At 39.1% G+C, this 20,967-nt stretch carries 24 protein-coding genes, 1 tRNA gene and 1 other annotated feature; of the genes, 23 read left to right on the forward strand and 2 right to left on the reverse strand.

All coding sequences use genetic code 11. The features are described 5' to 3' along the window. Nucleotides 1–9: 9 nt before the first annotated feature. The 3 genes from OZZ83_RS03960 to OZZ83_RS03970 all read left to right on the forward strand — a co-directional run bounded on the left by OZZ83_RS03960 (nt 10) and on the right by OZZ83_RS03970 (nt 2,351). Nucleotides 10–83 (forward strand) — tRNA-Arg (locus OZZ83_RS03960). Between the two features lie 156 nt (nt 84–239). Continuing rightward, the gene (locus OZZ83_RS03965) at nt 240–599 is read left to right on the forward strand and encodes a DUF1304 domain-containing protein (RefSeq protein ID WP_002310256.1); all 360 of its coding nucleotides are present in this window, start codon (nt 240–242) and stop codon (nt 597–599) included. A 120-nt stretch (nt 600–719) separates the two neighbouring features. Further along, nucleotides 720–2,351 carry a SulP family inorganic anion transporter gene (locus OZZ83_RS03970; RefSeq protein WP_002314221.1) on the forward strand — a complete coding sequence of 544 codons (1,632 nt, stop codon included), beginning with the start codon at nt 720–722 and terminating at the stop codon, nt 2,349–2,351. 61 nt (nt 2,352–2,412) lie between these two features. On the opposite strand, the gene OZZ83_RS03975 is transcribed toward OZZ83_RS03970, so the two are convergent. Beyond that, the gene (locus tag OZZ83_RS03975; protein WP_002310259.1) at nt 2,413–3,054 is read right to left on the reverse strand and encodes a uracil-DNA glycosylase; all 642 of its coding nucleotides are present in this window, start codon (nt 3,052–3,054) and stop codon (nt 2,413–2,415) included. A gap of 189 nt (nt 3,055–3,243) precedes the next feature. Further along, nucleotides 3,244–3,320 (forward strand) — a sequence feature (ribosomal protein L21 leader region). 19 nt (nt 3,321–3,339) lie between these two features. On the opposite strand from OZZ83_RS03975, the gene rplU reads away from it, so the two are divergent. The 20 genes from rplU to recN all read left to right on the forward strand — a co-directional run bounded on the left by rplU (nt 3,340) and on the right by recN (nt 20,793). Next, entirely contained in the window at nt 3,340–3,648 is a 309-nt protein-coding gene (gene rplU / locus OZZ83_RS03980) for a 50S ribosomal protein L21 (protein WP_002289450.1), read from the forward strand. Between the two features lie 27 nt (nt 3,649–3,675). Further along, nucleotides 3,676–4,020, forward strand: a complete 345-nt coding sequence (locus OZZ83_RS03985) for a ribosomal-processing cysteine protease Prp (protein WP_002289451.1) — start codon at nt 3,676–3,678, stop codon at nt 4,018–4,020. A 12-nt stretch (nt 4,021–4,032) separates the two neighbouring features. After that, nucleotides 4,033–4,326, forward strand: coding sequence for a 50S ribosomal protein L27 (rpmA, locus tag OZZ83_RS03990; protein ID WP_002289452.1), 294 nt, complete (start codon nt 4,033–4,035; stop codon nt 4,324–4,326). A 431-nt stretch (nt 4,327–4,757) separates the two neighbouring features. Continuing rightward, nucleotides 4,758–7,565 carry a sigma 54-interacting transcriptional regulator gene (locus OZZ83_RS03995; protein ID WP_172757305.1) on the forward strand — a complete coding sequence of 936 codons (2,808 nt, stop codon included), beginning with the start codon at nt 4,758–4,760 and terminating at the stop codon, nt 7,563–7,565. A gap of 190 nt (nt 7,566–7,755) precedes the next feature. Then, the gene (locus tag OZZ83_RS04000) at nt 7,756–8,247 is read left to right on the forward strand and encodes a mannose/fructose/sorbose PTS transporter subunit IIB (protein WP_002289455.1); all 492 of its coding nucleotides are present in this window, start codon (nt 7,756–7,758) and stop codon (nt 8,245–8,247) included. A 102-nt stretch (nt 8,248–8,349) separates the two neighbouring features. Then, nucleotides 8,350–9,339, forward strand: coding sequence for a mannose/fructose/sorbose PTS transporter subunit IIB (locus tag OZZ83_RS04005; protein ID WP_002289456.1), 990 nt, complete (start codon nt 8,350–8,352; stop codon nt 9,337–9,339). Nucleotides 9,340–9,371: 32 nt separating this feature from the next. Next, nucleotides 9,372–10,175 (forward strand): PTS mannose/fructose/sorbose transporter subunit IIC, encoded by an 804-nt coding sequence (locus OZZ83_RS04010; RefSeq protein WP_002310261.1) that lies wholly within the window; start codon nt 9,372–9,374, stop codon nt 10,173–10,175. Between the two features lie 20 nt (nt 10,176–10,195). Continuing rightward, on the forward strand, nt 10,196–11,110 hold the full coding sequence (locus OZZ83_RS04015; protein ID WP_002310262.1) for a PTS system mannose/fructose/sorbose family transporter subunit IID: 915 nt from the start codon (nt 10,196–10,198) through the stop codon (nt 11,108–11,110). 82 nt (nt 11,111–11,192) lie between these two features. Continuing rightward, nucleotides 11,193–11,567 carry a DUF956 family protein gene (locus OZZ83_RS04020; protein ID WP_002310263.1) on the forward strand — a complete coding sequence of 125 codons (375 nt, stop codon included), beginning with the start codon at nt 11,193–11,195 and terminating at the stop codon, nt 11,565–11,567. Nucleotides 11,568–11,704: 137 nt separating this feature from the next. Continuing rightward, a complete protein-coding gene (locus tag OZZ83_RS04025; RefSeq protein WP_002310264.1) occupies nt 11,705–11,950 on the forward strand; it encodes a GlsB/YeaQ/YmgE family stress response membrane protein in 246 nt (81 codons plus the stop codon). 172 nt (nt 11,951–12,122) lie between these two features. Continuing rightward, nucleotides 12,123–13,187, forward strand: a complete 1,065-nt coding sequence (locus OZZ83_RS04030; protein ID WP_002310265.1) for a M24 family metallopeptidase — start codon at nt 12,123–12,125, stop codon at nt 13,185–13,187. A 245-nt stretch (nt 13,188–13,432) separates the two neighbouring features. After that, complete coding sequence (locus OZZ83_RS04035) at nt 13,433–13,858, forward strand: Asp23/Gls24 family envelope stress response protein (protein WP_002291889.1); 426 nt, start codon at nt 13,433–13,435, stop codon at nt 13,856–13,858. Next, nucleotides 13,851–14,300, forward strand: a complete 450-nt coding sequence (gene nusB / locus OZZ83_RS04040) for a transcription antitermination factor NusB (RefSeq protein ID WP_002286662.1) — start codon at nt 13,851–13,853, stop codon at nt 14,298–14,300. The genes OZZ83_RS04035 and nusB overlap by 8 nt, the downstream gene beginning before the upstream one ends. Before the next feature lie 96 nt (nt 14,301–14,396). Then, nucleotides 14,397–15,251: a bifunctional methylenetetrahydrofolate dehydrogenase/methenyltetrahydrofolate cyclohydrolase gene (locus OZZ83_RS04045; RefSeq protein WP_002310266.1), complete on the forward strand. Its 855-nt coding sequence runs from the start codon at nt 14,397–14,399 to the stop codon at nt 15,249–15,251. Next, nucleotides 15,252–16,589 (forward strand): exodeoxyribonuclease VII large subunit, encoded by a 1,338-nt coding sequence (gene xseA / locus OZZ83_RS04050; RefSeq protein WP_002310267.1) that lies wholly within the window; start codon nt 15,252–15,254, stop codon nt 16,587–16,589. 4 nt (nt 16,590–16,593) lie between these two features. Continuing rightward, complete coding sequence (locus OZZ83_RS04055; protein WP_278023459.1) at nt 16,594–16,818, forward strand: exodeoxyribonuclease VII small subunit; 225 nt, start codon at nt 16,594–16,596, stop codon at nt 16,816–16,818. A gap of 1 nt (nt 16,819) precedes the next feature. Then, nucleotides 16,820–17,710 (forward strand): polyprenyl synthetase family protein, encoded by an 891-nt coding sequence (locus OZZ83_RS04060; RefSeq protein ID WP_278023460.1) that lies wholly within the window; start codon nt 16,820–16,822, stop codon nt 17,708–17,710. Between the two features lie 8 nt (nt 17,711–17,718). After that, nucleotides 17,719–18,537: a TlyA family RNA methyltransferase gene (locus OZZ83_RS04065; protein ID WP_002310269.1), complete on the forward strand. Its 819-nt coding sequence runs from the start codon at nt 17,719–17,721 to the stop codon at nt 18,535–18,537. A gap of 106 nt (nt 18,538–18,643) precedes the next feature. Beyond that, nucleotides 18,644–19,093, forward strand: a complete 450-nt coding sequence (locus OZZ83_RS04070; RefSeq protein WP_002286653.1) for an arginine repressor — start codon at nt 18,644–18,646, stop codon at nt 19,091–19,093. A 17-nt stretch (nt 19,094–19,110) separates the two neighbouring features. Further along, nucleotides 19,111–20,793 (forward strand): DNA repair protein RecN, encoded by a 1,683-nt coding sequence (gene recN, locus OZZ83_RS04075; RefSeq protein ID WP_002316937.1) that lies wholly within the window; start codon nt 19,111–19,113, stop codon nt 20,791–20,793. 53 nt (nt 20,794–20,846) lie between these two features. On the opposite strand, the gene OZZ83_RS04080 is transcribed toward recN, so the two are convergent. After that, the gene (locus OZZ83_RS04080; protein ID WP_002291876.1) at nt 20,847–20,963 is read right to left on the reverse strand and encodes a DUF4044 domain-containing protein; all 117 of its coding nucleotides are present in this window, start codon (nt 20,961–20,963) and stop codon (nt 20,847–20,849) included. Between the last annotated feature and the right edge of the window lie 4 nt (nt 20,964–20,967).

The following is a 20,967-nucleotide window of genomic DNA, read 5'->3' on the forward strand; positions in this document are numbered from 1 at the left end:
CTGATTCCTGTCATAGTAGCTCAGCTGGATAGAGCATCCGCCTTCTAAGCGGACGGTCGGGGGTTCGAATCCCTCCTGTGACGCTAAAAAACCGTTAGAAACCTCAGTTTCTAACGGTTTTTCTTTGTTTTTTGTGCCAATATTGTTTGTTTTCAAAGGCAAATAAAATAAAAAAAACATCTTTATCTAGTACAATTATAGGAAGTAAAAATAAAATCCATCAGAAAGAGGAAGCAAATATGTCAATGTTATCAAAATTTTTAGTCACTCTAGTGGCCATCGAATTTTTTTATATCATGTACATCGAAACAGTAAGAACTGATTCCGATACGACAAGCAGAGTTTTTAAAATGAATAAAGAAGAATTAAGCAGAAAATCTGTTCAAACATTATTTAAGAATCAAGGAGTATACAATGGACTATTAGGAGTTGGACTACTTTACGGAGCTTACCTTTCTTCCGCACCTAAAGAAATTACAAGTATGCTGTTGCTATCAATTTTTATTGTTGCATTGTATGGAAGTCTGACTAGCGATCGTTGGATTTTACTAAAACAAGGTGGGTTAGCTCTGCTGGCCTTGCTTTCTATTTTCTTCTAAATGTAGAAAAACAAGGATTTATTGGACAAGAAACTTTGTGAAAAATATTACTTTATCTCATGAAATATGCTATTCTAATGAATGGTATTTTAGAAAATTTCATGAAAAGGAGTTAGATAGGTGTTCAAAAATTATGTTTTATCACTAAAAAAAGAATTTTCAGGTTATGATCTTTCAAGATTTCAGAAAGATCTTTTGGCTGGAATCACAGTAGCTGCTGTAGCATTGCCATTAGCCTTGGCTTTTGGGGTATCAAGCGGAGCCGATGCGTCCGCAGGTTTGATTACGGCTATCATTGCCGGTCTCGTTATTGGCGGTTTATCAGGCGGTTTTTATCAAATATCAGGTCCGACAGGCGCAATGGCAGCTATTCTAATGTCTATTGCGGCAACAAAGGGAATGCAAGGTGTGTTGCTTGCTACTTTTTTGGCTGGTCTATTTTTACTTGTAGCAGGGCTTTTCCGATTAGGAACACTAACTTCTTTTATCCCAGCACCAGTAATCACAGGATTTACTTCAGGTATTGCTATTATTATTGCATTAGGTCAGATCGATAATTTATTTGGTGTTCATTCGGAAGGTACAAATGTTATTGAAAAGCTAAGTAGTTATCAAACACTAGGTTTTCCAATAAACATAGCATCTTTGATTATGGGAGGACTAGTCATTTTAGGGATGTTCATCTATCCGAAAAAATGGTCGAAACGAATGCCTAGTTCGCTGTTAGCCATCATTTTAGCAACAGTAGTTACGCTACTGTGTCATTTACCAGTAGCCACTGTTGGTAACATCCCACAAACATTGATCAGCAGTAATCGCTTGGGCTTGGGAGATTTTAGCTTTTCTGCCTTGCAACAAGTAGCAGTTCCGGCTATTAGCATTGCTCTGTTAGGGATGATTGAGAGCTTATTATGTGGTGCTTCTGCTGGTCGAATGGCAAATAAATCATTAGACAGTAACCAAGAATTAGTGGCACAAGGGGTGGGAAATCTATTGCTTCCTTTTTTTGGCGGGATTCCTGCTACTGCAGCCATTGCTCGTACAAGTGTGGCCATCAAATCTGGCGCACAAACCAGATTAGCTGGCATGATCCATGCAGTTGTCTTGTTGCTTTCCATGCTTGTTTTTGCGCCAGTGATGTCACAGATTCCGATGCCGGCACTTGCAGGTGTTTTGATCGTGACGGCTTGGCGTATGAATGAATGGAGAACGATTAAGGAGCTATTTGTTCATAAATATTGGTCAGCTATTCTATTGTTTGTTCTTACAATGATTTGTACAGTGATCTTTGATTTAAGTATTGCTATTGTAATTGGGATTATCGGCGGTTGTGTATTTTTTGTTGTAAAAAGTGCGGCTATCACGATTTCATTAGAAACAATCGATTGGCAAAGAATAGGGCTGCCAGAAACGGAAAAGCTGAATAATTGGACAGTAGTGTACATTAGCGGTCCGCTGTTTTTCATGTCTTCAGAGAAACTAAAAAATAAATTGGAAGAACTAAACCATCACGACGGTGTCATCTTCTCCATGCGTGGCGTACCAAGTATTGATTTGACGGCACGCGCAGTTTTTGATGAATTTCAAGAAAAAGCAGAACAGAGAGGACAAACGATTATCTATACTTCCTTGCAGCCGGAAGTAGAAAAACAACTTTCTCACTTATGGGAATATACATCCACACATCAACATCAAACAGTTGCCCATGCGTTGACAGCATTGCATGCGAAATATACTGCAATGAGCCATTAAAACAATGAAAAAGAACAGACAAGACTGTAAACTAACAATTTCACCGTCTTGTCTGTTCTTTTTAATCTTGTTGTAAAAGTGAAGCTAGTACTTGCCAATCTTGATGGATAACAGGTACAAGGGAACGATTATAGAAAATAGCTGCTGGATGAAAAAGTGGAAGGATACGGTAGTTTTTTTCTGACCATTCGTAGGCATCTTTTTGTTTTGTTAGCTGTAAGACGGGACCTGTATAGAGTTGACCATGGTTTTTGGTAACAGTATATTCTTTACCAAGTAATCGTTGCAGGCCGATATTTCCAAGTGTCGCAATTAATTTTGGCTGGACTTCCATCAGTTCGTAATCCAGTATTGGTGCGTGTGCAAATACTTCGGATCGCGTAGGTGTACGATTTGGATAAACAGTTTCTGTCTGTTGTGTCCGTTTATTGATCCGATGGGTCACGCGATACGGGCGACTCCGTACAGCACTGGTGATATAGACATCTTCTCGTGTTAAACCAGTGGAAGAAAGTGCCTGCATCAATTCTTTTCCAGCTTGTCCGCTAAAAGGGATGTGTGTATCAATCTCTGTTTTTCCTGGGGCTTCTCCTACAAGCATTAATTTAGGATGAAGAGGTCCTTGCCCAGCGACAAACCCTTCTACAGGACGGCCGTTCATCCTTAAAGAAGCCTCTAGTATCAATTCTGTTGGGTATTCCATTTGTGCTCCTCCTTTTTCTTTTATTATAAGAAGAAAAGAAACGCAATGCGACTATTTTATTTGGCAGAAACGAAGAGGAAAGAAAAGCAGGAGCACGATTGTTTAAATCTTTATTTCATTTTTTGACTTTAAATTTAGTTGACGAACAGCGGCTGTTCTGGTAAGCTAGTACTGTTGTAATTGTGGACTCCACAGCTACAACCGCTCAGAACAAGTAATAAGCACAGCAGATGCTGTCACTTCGGATGGCGAGTCTAAGTATATCAGAAGGAGGTGCTTTATAGCATGTACGCAATTATTAAAACTGGTGGTAAACAAGTAAAAGTTGAAGTTGGACAAGCAATCTATGTTGAAAAACTTGACGTTGAAGCAGGAGAAAAAGTTGTTTTTGACGAAGTTATCTTAGTAGGTGGCGAATCTACAAAAGTAGGCGCTCCAACTGTTGCAGGTGCAACTGTTGAAGGTACTGTTGAAAAACACGGCAAACAAAAGAAAGTCGTTACTTTCAAATACAAACCTAAAAAACATTCACACCGCAAACAAGGTCATCGTCAACCATATACAAAAGTGGTTATCGACGCGATCAACGCTTAATCAGCGTTTGAGAAAGAAGGCCTATATATGATCAAAGGAACATTTAAGCGAAATGACGCAGGTCAGATCGTTTCATTCACTTTGACCGGGCATGCTGATGCTGGTCCTTATGGAAGTGATATCGTTTGTGCAGGTGTTTCTGCGTTAGCGATCAGCACTGTCAACGGGATTGCCTCATTAGCCGGTTTTGAACCGATTGTTGAAATGAATGAAGAAGAAGGCGGTTATCTTTATACCGAAGTCACTTCAGGAATGACACAAGAACAAAACAATATTGCTGAGATTCTATTAGAAAATCTTTTATTAGGTTTACAATCAATAGAAGCTGAAAACTCAGAATATATCCAAATTAAAACAATCAATGATAAATAGGAGGTGCAGACCATGTTGTTATCTATGAATCTACAATTATTTGCCCACAAAAAAGGTGGCGGTTCTACATCTAACGGCCGTGACTCAGAATCAAAACGTCTAGGTGCTAAACGCGCTGATGGACAAACAGTTACAGGTGGATCAATTCTTTATCGTCAACGCGGTACAAAAATCTATCCAGGTGTAAACGTGGGTATCGGTGGAGACGACACTTTATTTGCAAAAGTTGATGGCGTAGTACGTTTCGAACGTAAAGGCCGTAACAAAAAACAAGTGTCTGTTTATCCAGTAGCTCAAGAAGCTTAATTGAAGCTTGCGATTAAAGAGGTTGTGACAAGATTTTTGTCACAACCTCTTTTTTGTTTATAAAAAAAGTTGGAATGAAGGATGCGAAGGTTGCCATGTCTTTTTACGCTTAAGATTTTTTTGCCATTTTGTAATCAGAATGTTTTGATAACTATTGTTTTTATTGATGAAAGCGATATCGTTTGCTATCAGCAGCATCATTGTAGGATAAATAGTGTTCTTTTTCTTGTTTCCGATATAAAAATGGAGTTGATATTTTGTGTTCTTTTATCTTCATTACGCTTGTCCCTTCGCTTGTTGTCAACGAAACAAAATCAGGTAAATAGTTGACGAAACGGAAATAAATACATAGTATTATGTTTTGAAGCCTAAGAACAACAGTCTATAGAAAAGGAGCGATACCATTGGCAAAACGCATGGACCGAATTTATATGTATGTCAAAGAAAAAACCGCTCATTTAACAAAGGCAGAATATGACCAAGGAGTAACGACACAAGAAATTGCTGAAGTGTTAGGAATCCAAAGAACGAATAGCAGTAAAGATCTGAATCAGCTAGTGCGCGAAGGAAAACTGATAAAGACAGATGGACGACCAGTACGTTACATATATCAAACACTCGCTACGCACGTAAAGCCAGCTGCAAAACATGTGGTCAGTTACAAAGAAACGCCGGTCTCTGAAGAAAAAAATACGCTCCAGATAGATACTAAGGATATCTTTGCAAAAATCATTGGAGCTAATGGTAGCATGAAAAACTCAGTGGAACAGGCAAAAGCTGCGATCTTGTATCCGCCAAGAGGATTAAATTGCTTGATTACAGGACCTACCGGATCAGGAAAGACTTATTTTGCGCACGCGATGTATCATTTTGCCAAAGCACATCATGTAATAGATGAGGAAACGGAACTGATTGTTTTCAATTGTGCTGATTACGCGAATAACCCTGAGCTTTTGATGAGCCATTTATTTGGGTATGCAAAAGGAGCCTTTACAGGTGCAGATGAAGAAAAAATGGGAATTATCGATCAAGCGGATGGTGGTATGTTATTTCTGGATGAAATTCACCGATTGCCTCCAGAAGGTCAAGAAATGATCTTTTACTTTATGGATCACGGGACTTACAGTCGACTTGGAGAAACAACGAAATCTCATGAAGCAAATGTACGAATCGTAGGTGCGACCACAGAAGATCCAGGCTCTTCGCTATTGGAAACTTTTGTTCGGCGTATCCCAATTAATATCAAACTTCCGGCTTTTGAAAAACGCCCTGCAAATGAGAAAGTCGATTTAGTAAAAATTATGATTGCCCACGAAGCGAACCGCACGCAACGAAAGATCTCTTTGACAGAAGATGTAGCAAAAGCACTGATTGGCAGTGTGACTTATGGGAATATAGGTCAATTGAAGTCGAATATCCAGTTAGTATGCGCACGAGGATTTCTAAATCATATGCAATCTCCCGAAATATCGATTACGATTGATGATTTGACAGAAGGGATTCGTAGCGGATTGATTCAATTAGCAAGCAACCGCAGTGCAATGGCAGAGCTTTCTAAAATATTGGAGCCAAAGATAACTGTAGCACCAAACGATACAATCATGAAAATCCAATCAGACTCCTATGAATTACCTTATAATCTATATGATATCATCGGAGATAAAGCAGCTTTGCTGAAGTCGGATGGGTTGGACCAAGAAGCAATCAATCACTTTATTTCTACAGATATCAACATCCATCTGAAGTCTTTTTATAAAGACCATGGGTTTTCTTTTAATGCAGATAGCAAATTAGCAGAATTTGTAGATCCAAAAATCATAGAAGTGACCAATCAGATTTATGTAATGGTCAAAAGATCTTTACCATATGACTTTCAGCAAAACTTTATTTATGCTATGAGCTTGCATATCAGTTCGTTTTTGAAAAAGATCAATTTAGGAGAAGAACGGCATACGAATGATAATATCCGTGAGATGGCATTTGATTTTCCAGATGAATATGCTGTTGCGAAAGAAGTGCGTAGTTATATAGAAACGTATTTTCAAGTGGATATTCCAGAAAGTGAAGACTACTACTTGACTGTTCTACTCGTCTCGTTACGGGCGAACCAAGCAAGCGGCAGAATCGGTGTAGTCGTTGCAGCTCACGGAAACAGTACAGCGAGCAGTATGGTTCAGGTTGTCCAACAGTTGTTAGATGCAGAGAACGTACGAGCAGTAGACATGCCGTTGGATATGGATCCGAAAACAGCTTTAGACCGCATTGAACGCAATGTACAAGAAGTAGATGAAGGAAGTGGGGTCATACTATTAGTGGATATGGGGTCCCTCGCCTCATTTAATTCGCAAATTCAGCGAGACACCGGGATACCTGTACGTACCGTTGACATGGTAACAACTTCTCTAGTTTTGGAAACTGTACGAAAGGTCTCTGTATTAGGGACAGATTTAGATATGTTGCATGAATCATTGAAGAATTTTCGAGGTTACGCAGAAATATCTTCTGTAGAACCTGTCCAGGAAACAAAACCTATCCATAAGAAAAAAGCTGTTTTGGCCATTTGTGCATCTGGCGAAGGTACAGCGCAAAGAATCAAAGAATTGATCGAACGAGCGGTAAATAAGCGTCAAGAAACAGAATTAGAAGTTCTAGCTTTGTCGATTGTGGAAGTGAAAGAAGAATTGCCAGTTATCCAAAAAGAATATCAGATCATAGCAACTACTGGAATTACTGATTTGAATATCCAAGCACCATTTATTCCTTTAGAGCGCTTCATTGATCAAAATATCGAAGTCATTTTGGATCAGTTGCTTATGGAATCAGAAATGGAAGAAACTGAATTCATCTCGCTAGATGAAGAGACAGCTAAAAAAACATGTGTTGAATTTATCTCTGAGAACTTCATCTTTATCAATGGTAGTAAACTAATTGATCCAATGTGGCAATTTTCTACACAAATCTCTCAGACGATGGGAATTGGCAATGAAGAATATGGCTTTAAGATCAACTTAGTGATGCACACAGCAGGAATGATCGAACGGATTATTCGAAATGAAACGTTGATGGTGGAACAAAACGAATTGACGAATATAACGAGTGATCCTCTTTATAATCAATTAACAGCCTCGGTTGTCCTGCTGGAAGATAAGATAAAAGTAAAAGTGCCAATAGAAGAAATGTATTATCTGCTACGTCTAGTGCATAATCAGCTAGATAAAAAAGAATACACTATGCCTTAAATACACAAAAACGATACACTTTTGTAGTGTATCGTTTTTGTGTATTGGTTAAGAATCCTTTAAATTCAATTAGTGTATCACAAAAAAATTGGCACGCTTTTTGCTTATAGTAGTGTGTGCTAGGAGGTGGTTGTTCACACAGAAATGATAGGGGTTTCTGTGAAGTAGTGAGGAAGAAGGAGTTTTGCAGATGGATATTCGATTGGCACGTATAGATGATCGTTTAATCCACGGGCAGGTCGCAACAGTTTGGTCGAAGCAAACAGGTGTTGAACGTATCATTGTGATCAGCGATGTAGTTGCTCAAGATAAATTGAGAAAGTTTCTATTAAAAGAAGCTGCACCGCCGGGAATCACAGCAAATGTAATAACCGTGCAGAAAATGATTCAAATCTATCATAGTGGACTATTATCACGAGCAAAAGTGATGCTTTTATTCACCAATCCTCAAGATGTTGAAGCGGTTGTCCGCTGCGGTGTACAGTTGAAGTCGTTGAATATCGGCGGTATGAGTTTTACTGAAGGCAAATCAATGATTACCAATTTTGTTTCAGTAAATCAACAAGATATTGATTCCTTTCGTTACTTGAACAGTCAAGAAGTGGAGTTAGAGATTCGAAAAGTACCTGCTGACAGGAAAATCCTTTTGATGGAACTACTAGCGAAAATCAAAAAGGTGTAACAAAAATGGTTGTTGGAAAAGGTCAAATAATTCTGTTGTAATGGTTAGCAATTATTAATATTTTTAAATTTGTTACAACAAAAGTAAATAGGAGGTATAAATATGGTAGGGATTATCCTAGCAAGTCATGGACAATTTGCTGAAGGAATCTTACAATCCGGTTCAATGATCTTTGGCGAACAAGAAAACGTCAAAGCCGTGATTTTGAAACCAAGTGAAGGTCCAGATGACTTGAGAGCCAAATTGGAAGAAGCGGTTGCTTCTTTTGATAATCAAGACGAAGTGTTATTCTTAGTTGATTTATGGGGCGGAACACCGTTCAATCAATCAAACACATTATTCGAAGAGCACAAAGATAAATGGGCAATCGTCAGCGGTTTGAATTTGCCAATGTTGATTGAAGCCTATGCATCACGCTTTTCAATGGAATCTGCTCATGAAATTGCAGCGCATATCATTGAAACAGCAAAAGATGGTGTAAAAGTGAAACCGGAAGAATTAGAACCGGCAGAAGCACCGAAAGCAGCAGTTGAAGACGCACAACCTAAAGGAGCACTTCCAGAAGGAACTGTGGTCGGAGACGGGAAAATCAAATATGTATTAGCTCGTGTTGACTCACGTCTGTTACATGGACAAGTTGCGACAGCTTGGACAAAAGCAGTGCAACCAAACCGTATTATCGTTGTTTCAGATGCAGTATCAAAGGATGATCTGCGTAAGAGACTAATCGAACAAGCTGCTCCTCCAGGTGTAAAAGCAAATGTTATTCCTATTAGCAAAATGATCGAAGTCGCAAAAGACCCTCGTTTTGGAAATACCAAAGCATTGCTTTTATTTGAAAATCCTGAAGACGTATTGACAGCTGTTGAAGGTGGCGTGGACATCAAAGAATTAAATGTTGGATCAATGGCGCATTCAGTTGGTAAAGTCGTTGTAAGTAAAGTATTGTCTATGGGACAAGAAGATGTTGAAGCGTTTGAGAAGCTTGAACAAAAAGGTGTGAAATTCGATGTACGTAAAGTACCTAATGATTCACGCGATAACATGGATGACATTTTGAAAAAAGCAAAAGCTGAATTAGCAAAAGCGTAATAAATAATATTAAAGTTTATAGGAGGCTTATCATGTCTATTATTTCAATAATTTTAGTCGTATTAGTTGCCTTTCTAGCTGGTATGGAAGGTATTCTTGATGAATTTCAATTTCATCAACCACTAGTGGCATGTACATTGATCGGTTTAGTTACCGGTAACCTCGAAGCTGGTATCGTACTTGGCGGTACACTTCAAATGATCGCTTTAGGTTGGGCAAATATCGGTGCCGCTGTAGCACCAGATGCTGCATTAGCATCAGTAGCATCAGCAATTATTTTAGTTCTAGGTGGACAAGGTGTTAAAGGTGTTCCTTCTGCGATCGCGATTGCCGTTCCTTTGGCTGTTGCAGGGTTGTTCTTAACAATGATCGTACGTACAATCGCTGTTCCAATCGTTCATTTGATGGATGCGGCTGCTGAAGAAGGAAACATCCGTACGGTTGAAATGTGGCACATCATTGCTGTATGTTTACAAGGGGTTCGTATCGCGGTCCCAGCAGCAGCATTGCTATTTATCCCAGCACAAACTGTGCAATCATTCCTTGAATCAATGCCAGCATGGTTAACAGATGGTATGGCAATCGGTGGGGGAATGGTCGTAGCTGTAGGTTACGCTTTGGTAATCAACATGATGGCTACAAAAGAAGTATGGCCATTCTTCATTATCGGTTTTGTTGTAGCTGCAATTTCTCAATTAACATTGATTGCTCTAGGTGCTTTAGGTGTTGCATTAGCTCTTATTTACTTGAACCTTTCTAAAATGGGTGGTTCATCAAATAATGGAGGCGGAAGCAACTCTGGTGACCCTTTAGGCGACATTTTGAATGACTATTAATCTTGAAGGAGGAAAATAAAATGGCAGAAGAAAAAATCAAATTATCAAAAAAAGATCGTTTAGCTGTTGCATGGCGCTCTACCTTCATTCAAGGTTCATGGAACTACGAACGTATGCAAAACGGTGGCTGGGCATTTTCTATGATTCCAGCAATCAAAAAATTATACAAAACAAAAGAAGAACGTTCTGCAGCATTGAAACGTCACTTGGAATTCTTTAATACACACCCATACATTGCTTCTCCAATTTTAGGGGTTACATTGGCACTGGAAGAAGAACGTGCGAATGGCGCACCTGTTGATGATGTAGCGATTCAAGGGGTTAAAGTAGGTATGATGGGTCCTTTAGCTGGTGTTGGTGACCCAGTGTTCTGGTTTACAGTACGTCCAATGCTAGGTGCACTAGGTGCTTCATTAGCTATGGGAGGAAATATCCTTGGACCAATCATCTTCTTCTTAGGTTGGAACATTATTCGTTGGGCATTCATGTGGTATACACAAGAATTCGGCTACAGAGCTGGTTCTAAAATTACGGATGACCTTTCTGGCGGATTATTACAAGACGTAACAAAAGGTGCTTCTATTTTAGGGATGTTCGTATTAGCTGCCTTGGTACAAAGATGGGTATCAATCAAATTCTTACCAGTTGTATCAACTGTAAAATTAGATAAAGGTGCTTACATCGAATGGGATAAATTGCCTTCAGGTGGTGAAGGAATCAAGAGCGCATTTGAACAAGTTAATAATGGCTTAGCCCTTTCTCCTGAAAAGGTAACAACGTTACAAGACAACTTAGACCAATTGATTCCTGGTTTAGCTGCATTAGGATTAACATTGTTCTGTATGTGGTTGCTTAAGAAAAAAGTTTCTCCAATCGTTATTATCCTTGGTTTATTCGTAGTCGGTGTTGTAGGACACGTCATCGGACTTTTATAATCCATAAAAATATAGCTCGGGCGTTGTCCCGAGCTTTTTTTATATAGTATACTGTGAATAAACAGATATTTGGAGGGAGACAATGGTTCAATCAATCAATACAAAAGTAGACTTAGTAATTGACGCTACTTCATTTACGGGGCTGACAGATTACGGACAAATCATGATAGGCGATAATGGCTTTGAATTTTACCATGCGCGAGATAAACGCAAATATATCCAAATTCCATGGGAAGAAGTGGATTATGTACTAGCATCGGTCATGCTAAAAGGAAAATGGATTCCTCGATATGCCATTCAAACGAAAAAAAATGGTACATACACATTTTCTTCCAAAGAACCTAAAAAAGTACTTCGTGCGATCAGAGAATATGTAGATGAAGATAGAATGGTACAATCATTGAGTTTCTTTGATGTAGTGAAACGTGGTATCCGTAGCATGTTTAAACGCAAATAAAAAATAAAGAAAACTTCTAAGGGGAGGTTTTCTTTATTTTTTACTTTGCAGAAGAAAATATGAAATAGCAGTACCAATTATTTGTCCCCTTTAAATCCCTTATGCTAAAATTGATTAGCAAAGAAGGAGGTTATATTATGAGTTGGTTATGGACATTGATTGTTGGAGCTGTGATCGGAGCGATTGCAGGTGCAATCACCAGCAAAGGAAATTCGATGGGCTGTATCACGAATATCATTGCTGGATTAGTTGGTTCAAGTATTGGACAAGCGATTTTCGGCGAATGGGGACCAGAAGCTGCAGGTATGGCACTTATTCCATCTATTTTAGGTGCAGTAATTTTGGTAGCAGTTGTCTCGTTTTTCTTTGGAAAACGGTCATAAGTTTTTTACAAAATAGTAAACTAAAAGGAGTTGCAGCGAGACTGTGACTCCTTTTTGGCTTTCTTTCTTTAAAAGAAAAAGAAGTTTTCCGGAAATTTTTATTTAACTGTCGTGTACGAAGAAAAGTTTGCTATAATAGAAAAAAGCGTGCAAAGAAAGAGGGAGTTTCATTATGATGCTACGTGTAGAAAAATTGCGCAAAAAAATGCAAGAAGAAAATTTGGATTCATTTTTGGTTACCAGTCCGTACAATCTTCGTTACTTAACGAACTTTACAGGTACGACAGGATTAGCTGTTATTACTTTGGAAAAAGCATTTTTTATTACTGATTTTCGTTATACCGAGCAAGCGGCAGCGCAGGCTCAAGGGTTTGAAATTATTAAAAATGTCGGACCTATTTTTGATGAGGTAGCAAACTTAGTACGCAAAGAAGAACTGCACTCATTAGCTTTTGAGGAAACAACAGTCTCATTTTTAGAATATTCTGTTTTAGAAGAAATCATCGATGCGGAATTAGTACCTGTTTCACAGATGATTGAAGAACTCAGAGAAGTGAAAGATGAAGAAGAAATCGCCATTATCGAAAAAGCATGTAATATTGCGGATATGGCTTATGATCACATCCTGAAAATGATCCAACCGGGCATGACTGAGATTGAAGTCGCAAATCAACTAGACTTTTATATGCGTTCTCTTGGCGCTTCAGGTGTTTCTTTTGATACGATCGTTGCTAGCGGATTGCGTTCGGCTATGCCGCATGGTGTAGCAAGCAAGAAACTCATCGAACAAGGTGACTTGATCACGTTGGATTTTGGCTGCTATTACGAAGGGTATGTTTCTGATATGACACGTACATTCGCTATTGGTGATCCTGGAGAAAAATTAAAAGAAATTTATCAAGTAGTTCTAGACGCGCAATTAGCGGTTATTGATGCTGCGAAACCAGGAGTGACTGGTGTACAATTAGACGCAGTTGCTAGAGATTATATTTCAAAACATGGTTATGGTGAAGCGTTTGGACATTCTACAGGACATGGGATTGGTCTTGAGATTCACGAAGGACCAAATGTTTCTTCTCGTGCGGAAAAGCAATTTGTACCAGGAAATGTAATTACTGACGAGCCAGGGATCTACTTACCAGGAATCGGTGGGGTACGTATTGAGGACGATTTGCTGATCACAGAAGATGGCAATCGTGTATTGACTCGTTCACCAAAAGAATTGATCATCTTATAGTCTCGTCCATAAAAGAAGTAAGCGTAAAAATCAGTGTTCACAGACTTTGTTATAGAAAATCGCTTGATTTAATGATACACTATAGAAGAACTTTTAAGCTGTAAGAGATAATAAAGTTGGATATTTTCTCCAATTCATAGCAATTTGCAGCTGATCGGCGGCAGTTTTTTACCAAATGATCATTATAGCCGCATCATAGAGAATTCGGATGTATCTCGTGCTTAGGCAAAGGGAGGAATAAATAAATGGCAGATGAAAAAAATTTGATTTTAAACGCAAACCAAGATTTGGGAGAGATTGTGATTGCTCCTGAAGTCATCGAAGTAATCATCGGGATTGCTGCTTCTAAAGTAGAAGGCGTATACGGAATGCGCGGAACTTTTGCCAGCAATGTCACTGAATTATTAGGACGAGCAGCTCACGGAAAAGGTGTTTACTTGGCAAATGAGGAAGATGGCTTGAAAGTAGATCTTTACTGCTACCTGGAATATGGTGTTTCAGTTCCTAAAGTTGCAATGGAAATGCAAGAACGGGTTAGCCAGCAAGTCCTTTTCATGACAGATATCGATCTAGCTGAAGTCAATATCCATGTAGTAGCTGTTGTTCCTGAAAAATTAGAACAACCAACAATCGAAGAACTTTTTGAAGACGAAGAGGAAGAGAATGAATAAAGAATTATCAAGACACGAGATTCGGGAGATGGCATTGCAGGCTTTATTTCCGTTAGACTTCAATGCAGACCTAACAAAAGAAGATGCGATTTTCAACGCAATCGAATTAGACCACCGCGACATGATCAATGAAGATGAATCAGAGTTTGTTCCTGTTTATCTTGACACGCTAGTTGGCGGTGTCTGTGCAAAAAAAGATGAATTGGATAAAGTGATCGAAAAACATTTGAAAAATAATTGGCATATCAATCGGATCTCAAAAATGGATTTGGTGATCTTGCGTATCGCAATTTTTGAAATGACTTATGTGACAGATGTACCAGCGGCTGTTGCTTTAAATGAAGCAATTGAGTTGGCAAAAACATTTAGTGATGACCGTTCGCGTAAATTCGTCAACGGTGTCTTATCCAATGTATTAAAAGAATTAGAAGCTGGGGCGTAAGTCCTAGCTTTTTTCTGTGAATCATCATAAACCTGTTATAAATCGGGAAAATTCTATGGTAGAATGAAAACACAAAAAATATCTGGGAGTGGTTAGATGGCAGAATTGATTAACGGAAAAGAATTAGCTGAAAAAATGCAGGCAGAGATTGCTGAAAAAATCCAAAAATTGAAAGATAATGGTATCCATCCCGGATTAGTTGTTTTATTGGTAGGGGAAAATCCAGCCAGTCAAATCTATGTAAGAAATAAAGAACGCGTAGCAAAAGAAATCGGAATCCATTCATCAGTAGAGCGTTATCCTGAGACAATTTCTGAAGACGAACTACTTGCAGAAATCGAAAAATACAATCAAGATCCTAGATTTCATGGTATATTGGTCCAATTACCATTGCCAAAGCATATAGATGAAGAAAAGATCCTGTTAGCTATCCGTCCTGAAAAAGATGTAGATGGCTTTCATCCAATGAATTTAGGCAGACTCCTTGCGGGTAAACCGGACAAGATTCCTTGTACTCCATACGGCATCATGAAAATGTTTGAAGCTTATTCTATCGATCCGACGGGTAAACGAGCAGTAGTTATCGGACGAAGCAATATCGTCGGTAAACCGATGGCTCAGCTGCTCTTGATGGCAGATGCAACTGTTACTGTTGCTCATTCTAAAACCGAAAATCTGGCTGAACTGGCACAAGAAGCAGATATTTTAGTCGTAGCAATAGGACGTGGACATTTTGTCACAAAAGAATTCGTAAAACCAGGTGCTGTAGTGATCGATGTAGGGATGAACCGTGATGCTAACGGTAAGCTGATCGGTGATGTGAAATTTGATGAAGTGGAGCCTGTTGCAGGCTGGATCACTCCTGTGCCAAAGGGTGTAGGGCCAATGACTATCACGATGCTGATGTATCAAACCGTAAAATCTGCCGAAGCTTTTGGAGCAGGTGAATAAATGGCACAAGAATATTTAACTGTCACTACATTAACGAGGTATTTGAAACGTAAATTTGATGCCGATCCTTATTTAGAACGAGTATATTTAACAGGCGAAATATCGAATTTCCGTTTACGCGCCAATGCCCATCAATATTTCAGCTTAAAAGATGATCATGCAAAAATATCTGCTATCATGTTCAAAGGTGCATTCCAAAAATTACGATTCCAGCCAAAAGAAGGAATGAAAGTCCTTGTTGTTGGGCGTATTTCACTCTATGAAGCGGGAGGTTCGTATCAAATCTATGTAGAGCACATGGAGCCTGATGGAATAGGTGCTTTATATCAAGAATTGGAAGAACGAAAAGAAAAGCTGATGAAGGAAGGCCTTTTTCAAGGTCCTAAAAAAATGTTGCCGCGTTTTCCAAAGCGAATCGCAATCCTTACCAGTCCAAGCGGAGCGGTTATCCGCGATATCATCACGACGGTAAAAAGAAGGTATCCAATTGTCCAATTGGTTTTGTTCCCAACCGTTGTACAAGGGAATCAAGCAGCGGACAATGTTGTCAAAAATATCCGACGAGTAGAAGAGATGGGCGATTTCGATACAATGATCATTGGTCGTGGGGGCGGATCAATTGAGGATTTGTGGCCGTTTAATGAAGAACGGGTTGCCCGAGCGATTTATCAAGCCAATACGCCGGTAATCTCATCTGTGGGACATGAAACAGATACCACGATCGCTGATTTAGTAGCAGATGTTCGGGCTGCTACTCCAACAGCAGCTGCAGAATTAGCTGTTCCTGTTTTGTCAGAAGAGTTGATGCGCATTCAAGAACGGCAAGCTAGATTGCAGCAGGCGTTTGTACACCAGATCCAGCGGAAACAAGAACGGTTCGAGCGTGCTCGACGTTCCTATGTCTTTCGGCAGCCTGAAAGATTGTATGAAGGTCAGACCATCAAATTAGATCAATTGAAACAGCGATTATATCAAGCTACACAGCAGATTTATCATGCAAAAGAAAAGCAAACGATCGCGTTAAGCCACCAATTGGAACAAGTGGCTCCGATTTATCGAGTCAAAGCAGCCCGCCAAGAAACTGCTTATCTAGAAAAACGTTTAGAAGAGAAAATCCAACAATATATGAAACAACAGCAGCAGCGTTTTGCTCAAGCTGTTCAATCTCTTGATTTGTTGAGTCCATTGAAAATCATGGGAAGAGGCTACAGCTATACGACGTTAAATGATCAAGTAGTAAAAAGTGTCTCCGAGATCCATCAAGGGGATTTGCTGACGATCCATTATCAAGATGGAATCGTTAAAGGACAAGTACAAGAGATAGACAAAGGAGAATAAAAATATGGAAAATCCAACTTTTGAAGAGTCACTGCAAGAATTAGAAAAAATCGTCATGCAGCTAGAACAAGGAGACGTTTCATTAGAATCAGCTCTAGATTCGTTTAAACGAGGAATGGAATTAAGCAAACATTGCCAAGATACCTTAGCTAAAGCAGAAGAAACCTTGACGAAAATGATGACAGAATCAAATGAAGAAGTTGATTTTGACGGAAACGAGGAAAGCTGAAATGAGATTAACTGACTTTTCAGCTATTCATCTACCAGCTGTAGAAAAAGAAATCTTGTCTTTTTTAGATGAACATACGACGGATAGAGCACTTTGTGATGCGATGACTTATTCAGTGAAAGCAGGTGGAAAAAGAATCCGTCCCTTATTACTTTTAACGGCTGTTGCTTCCTTTGATGAACCTATCGATGTTCCCGTCTATCAAGTAGCAGCTGCTTTAGAAATGGTTCATACGTATTCCTTGATCCACGATGATTTGCCTGCGATGGACAATGATGATCTTCGAAGGGGAAAACCTACCAATCACAAAGTATTCGGCGAAGCGTTAGCTATATTGGCTGGAGATGGTTTACTGACAGGCGCATTCCAGCTGATCAGTATGGCACACTTGGGTCATTCTCCTAAGCTTCTGTTGCTTCAGCAATTAGCTGTTTGTGCGGGGTCACAAGGTATGGTGGCTGGACAAGCTGCAGATATCGAAGGCGAATCGAAAAAGCTTTCATTAGAGGAATTAGCATTTATTCATGAAAGAAAGACAGGGCGTTTGATTCGTTATGCCTTGCTAGCTGGAGGTATATTAGCGAAGCAACCTGAAGAAATCTTATTGCTACTTCAACGATTAGCCGAACATTTAGGTTTGGCTTTCCAGATAAGAGATGATCTACTTGATGTGATTGGTACAACGAAAACATTAGGGAAAACAGCTGGTAAAGATGAACGTATGGAAAAAAACACTTACCCGCATTTATTAGGCCTGGAAAAGACACGTGAGGCGTTGGAGATTGAGTTGTTATCCGCTAATAAGATCATAGACAAATTAGAAGAGGATGTTTTTTCTTTTGATGGCGGGCTGATGCGCCAGATGATCAAGCAATTTGATGTGGAGAAATGAGGGAAAGAATGGAAAAAGAACGCGTAGATGTATTAGCGGTCAAACAAGGATTATTTGAAACAAGAGAACAGGCCAAACGTTCAGTTATGGCTGGTTTGATTTACAACGAAAAAAACGAGCGGTTTGATAAACCGGGAGAAAAAATTCCAGTAAGTAGTGAATTAAGAGTCAAAGGTAAAAAACTTCCTTATGTTTCTCGGGGTGGATTAAAATTAGAAAAAGCGCTCAAAGCATTTGATCTATCTGTTGAAGGAAAAACATTGTTAGATATCGGTGCTTCCACTGGCGGATTTACTGATGCAGCTTTGCAAAATGGTGCAAAAATGAGTTATGCTTTAGATGTCGGTTACAATCAGCTAGCTTGGAAAATCAGACAAGATCCTAGAGTTGTCGTAATGGAAAGAGTGAATTTTCGTTATGCAAAACCCGAAGACTTTACCTTAGGAATTCCAGAAGTTGCTGTTATCGATGTTTCTTTTATTTCACTAAAACTGATGCTACCTCCATTACATGCTATTTTAAAAGAAGAGGGAGAAGTGATTGCCTTAATCAAACCTCAATTCGAAGCAGGTAGAGAAGCTGTAGGGAAAAACGGAATTGTTCGTGACGCACAGACCCATCAAAAAGTTTTAGAAGACATTTTGTCATTTGCGGCACAAGGTGGATATGATGTGCTGGAAGTAAGTTATTCTCCGATCACGGGGGGAGAAGGAAATATCGAGTTCTTGGCTCACTTGAAGAAAGTACCTGAAAGCGGCACGATCAATCCAGCTATTAATATGGCAGAAGTGGTTTCAAACGCACATGAACAGTTTGACCATAAATAAATTGTAACTGTGAAAATCAAGTGAGAAGTATGCGGATTCTTCTTTATTATACCAAGGAAATAAGCTATCATTGGATAAGAAGAATAAGCTAAGGAGCGAAGACGTAATGAGAAAAAAAGATCGGCATCGTTTGATTACTCGATTGTTGAGTGAGCAAGATATCCGAAAGCAGGAAGAATTTGTTGAAATCCTGAAAAGCAAAGGAATATCTGTTACTCAAGCTACGATTTCCAGAGATATAAAGGAACTGAAACTGATTAAGGTACCGGCCTCAGATGGCGGCTACCGTTATAGTATACCAGCTGAAACAAATGAAGATGTAAATACTAAATTGGAAAAACTGTTAAAAGACGCTTTCGTAGCAGTTGACCAAATGGAAAAATTTGTTATTTTGAAAACTTTGCCGGGGAATGCTTCGGCAGCAGCGAATTTGATCGATAAGCGCTACAAGAAAGAATTATTTTCGATTATCAATGATGACGATAATGTTTTGATGATTACACGAACTGAAGACCAGGCAGTTTTACTAAAGAAAGACTTCCTGCATTACCTTTAAGTTGAGGAGCGAATGTGATGCTACAAGAAATCAGTATTACTAACTTTGCGATTATTCCGGAATTGCGGCTTTCTTTTCACGAAGGAATGACCGCGCTGACCGGAGAGACTGGTGCGGGTAAATCCATCATTATCGATGCCTTAGGTTTGTTAGCAGGAGGAAGAGGTTCAAGCGATTATATACGTCAAGGCGCAGAAAAATGCATTCTTGAAGGATTGTTTGAACTTCCGAAACAAGAAGGATTCTCTGAATTGATGGTTGAATTAGGTATCGAAACGGATGAAGACAATCTGATCGTTCGACGGGATATGTCGTTGACTGGAAAAAATGTTTGCCGAGTGAATGGTCACATCATCACGCTAGCTAATCTAAGGAAAATCGGAAGTTATTTAGTGGATATCCAAGGGCAAAACGAACATCAGGAACTGCTCCAGCCTGAATCACATCTTGCTTTATTGGATCGTTTTGGAGATGCAGCTTTCCAACAGAAGAAAAAGAGTTATCAGCAAGAATATACCTCTTATCGTGAGCTGGAAAAAAGGGTACGAAAAGTGCAGCAAAATGAAAAATCCTATGTTCAGAGAATAGATATGCTTCACTTTCAGCAAGAAGAAATAGCTGCTGCTGATTTGCAAGTCGGAGAAGAAGAGAAATTAAAAGAAGAAAGAGAAAAACTTAGCAATTATCAAAAAATTGCTGATGGATTAGCTGCAGGCTACGGAGCACTGACGAATAATGAACAAAACAGTGTAGATGGTGTTGGCTTGGCCGTTGCAGAATTACAAGGGATCGCACATCTAGATGTGGAGTATGAAGCAATTTATGAAAATATCCAAAGTGCTTACTATTTGCTACAAGATGCAATCGGAGACATGAGTCGTCAAATCGATTTGTTGGAGTTAGATGAGAGTCGTTTAGAAGAAGTGACTCAACGTTTAGAATTAATCCGACAGTTGAAACGCAAATATGGCGAATCCATTGAGTCGATATTGGCTTACTATGACGAAATCACCGAAGAGCTAGCTTCTTCTGATTTTTCAGAAGGTCAATTGGACAAAATGAAAGAGGAACTAGAGCAAAAAGAGCTTCTACTTCAGCAACAAGCCGCAGATCTTCATGAAGCGCGTAAAAAAATCGCAAAAGAATTGGAAAAATCCATTCTGCATGAATTAAAAAGTCTGTATATGGAAAACACTGAGTTTGAAGTACGTTTCTTAAAAGAAGAAAACAGACAATTGAATCATGATGGGTTTGACCAAATCGAATTCTACATTACGACCAATCCAGGAGAGCCGCTGAAGCCTTTAGTGAAAGTCGCTTCTGGTGGCGAATTATCTCGTATGTTACTGGCTTTGAAAACTATTTTTTCTTCTGAGCAAGGTGTGACAAGTATTATCTTTGATGAAGTGGATACAGGTGTAAGTGGAAGAGTTGCACAAGCCATCGCGGATAAAATTTCTCAAATATCGAAACATTCTCAAGTTTTGTGCATTACTCATCTGCCGCAAGTCGCCGCAGTCGCTGACTATCAATATTATATCGTGAAAGCAGTGATTGATGGTCGTACGCAAACTTCTGTTTCAGAATTGAAAACAAAAGAAAGAGAAGAAGAAATTGCACGTATGCTAGCTGGAAGTGAGATTACAAAACTGACACTCGAACATGCAAAAGAACTATTGCAACTCGCAAAAAGGACCTGATCCACTGTAGTGGTTCAGGTCCTTTTTAGCAACTGATAGCTATATTTTATTTTTTACATGACACTCATGACAGCAGTCAATACAACAGACCCAATCGTTAAAATCAGCATCGTCCAAATGACAAATTTTGTTACTTTAGCAAAAGTACTTGTTTGTTTTTTTTCACGCATTGTT

Origin of the sequence: Enterococcus sp. E5-162, assembly GCF_035725965.1 — a bacterium.
GTDB classification, from domain to species: Bacteria; Bacillota; Bacilli; order Lactobacillales; family Enterococcaceae; genus Enterococcus_B; species Enterococcus_B lactis.

Coding starts and splice junctions, on each gene's coding strand:
- OZZ83_RS03965 (WP_002310256.1), top strand. CDS start 240: ATGTCAATGTTATCAAAATTTTTAGTCACTCTAGTGGCCATCGAATTT.
- OZZ83_RS03975 (WP_002310259.1), bottom strand. CDS start 3,054: ATGGAATACCCAACAGAATTGATACTAGAGGCTTCTTTAAGGATGAAC.
- rplU (WP_002289450.1), top strand. CDS start 3,340: ATGTACGCAATTATTAAAACTGGTGGTAAACAAGTAAAAGTTGAAGTT.
- OZZ83_RS03985 (WP_002289451.1), top strand. CDS start 3,676: ATGATCAAAGGAACATTTAAGCGAAATGACGCAGGTCAGATCGTTTCA.
- rpmA (WP_002289452.1), top strand. CDS start 4,033: ATGTTGTTATCTATGAATCTACAATTATTTGCCCACAAAAAAGGTGGC.
- OZZ83_RS03995 (WP_172757305.1), top strand. CDS start 4,758: ATGTATGTCAAAGAAAAAACCGCTCATTTAACAAAGGCAGAATATGAC.
- OZZ83_RS04000 (WP_002289455.1), top strand. CDS start 7,756: ATGGATATTCGATTGGCACGTATAGATGATCGTTTAATCCACGGGCAG.
- OZZ83_RS04005 (WP_002289456.1), top strand. CDS start 8,350: ATGGTAGGGATTATCCTAGCAAGTCATGGACAATTTGCTGAAGGAATC.
- OZZ83_RS04010 (WP_002310261.1), top strand. CDS start 9,372: ATGTCTATTATTTCAATAATTTTAGTCGTATTAGTTGCCTTTCTAGCT.
- OZZ83_RS04015 (WP_002310262.1), top strand. CDS start 10,196: ATGGCAGAAGAAAAAATCAAATTATCAAAAAAAGATCGTTTAGCTGTT.
- OZZ83_RS04020 (WP_002310263.1), top strand. CDS start 11,193: ATGGTTCAATCAATCAATACAAAAGTAGACTTAGTAATTGACGCTACT.
- OZZ83_RS04025 (WP_002310264.1), top strand. CDS start 11,705: ATGAGTTGGTTATGGACATTGATTGTTGGAGCTGTGATCGGAGCGATT.
- OZZ83_RS04030 (WP_002310265.1), top strand. CDS start 12,123: ATGATGCTACGTGTAGAAAAATTGCGCAAAAAAATGCAAGAAGAAAAT.
- OZZ83_RS04035 (WP_002291889.1), top strand. CDS start 13,433: ATGGCAGATGAAAAAAATTTGATTTTAAACGCAAACCAAGATTTGGGA.
- nusB (WP_002286662.1), top strand. CDS start 13,851: ATGAATAAAGAATTATCAAGACACGAGATTCGGGAGATGGCATTGCAG.
- OZZ83_RS04045 (WP_002310266.1), top strand. CDS start 14,397: ATGGCAGAATTGATTAACGGAAAAGAATTAGCTGAAAAAATGCAGGCA.
- xseA (WP_002310267.1), top strand. CDS start 15,252: ATGGCACAAGAATATTTAACTGTCACTACATTAACGAGGTATTTGAAA.
- OZZ83_RS04055 (WP_278023459.1), top strand. CDS start 16,594: ATGGAAAATCCAACTTTTGAAGAGTCACTGCAAGAATTAGAAAAAATC.
- OZZ83_RS04060 (WP_278023460.1), top strand. CDS start 16,820: ATGAGATTAACTGACTTTTCAGCTATTCATCTACCAGCTGTAGAAAAA.
- OZZ83_RS04065 (WP_002310269.1), top strand. CDS start 17,719: ATGGAAAAAGAACGCGTAGATGTATTAGCGGTCAAACAAGGATTATTT.
- OZZ83_RS04070 (WP_002286653.1), top strand. CDS start 18,644: ATGAGAAAAAAAGATCGGCATCGTTTGATTACTCGATTGTTGAGTGAG.
- recN (WP_002316937.1), top strand. CDS start 19,111: ATGCTACAAGAAATCAGTATTACTAACTTTGCGATTATTCCGGAATTG.
- OZZ83_RS04080 (WP_002291876.1), bottom strand. CDS start 20,963: ATGCGTGAAAAAAAACAAACAAGTACTTTTGCTAAAGTAACAAAATTT.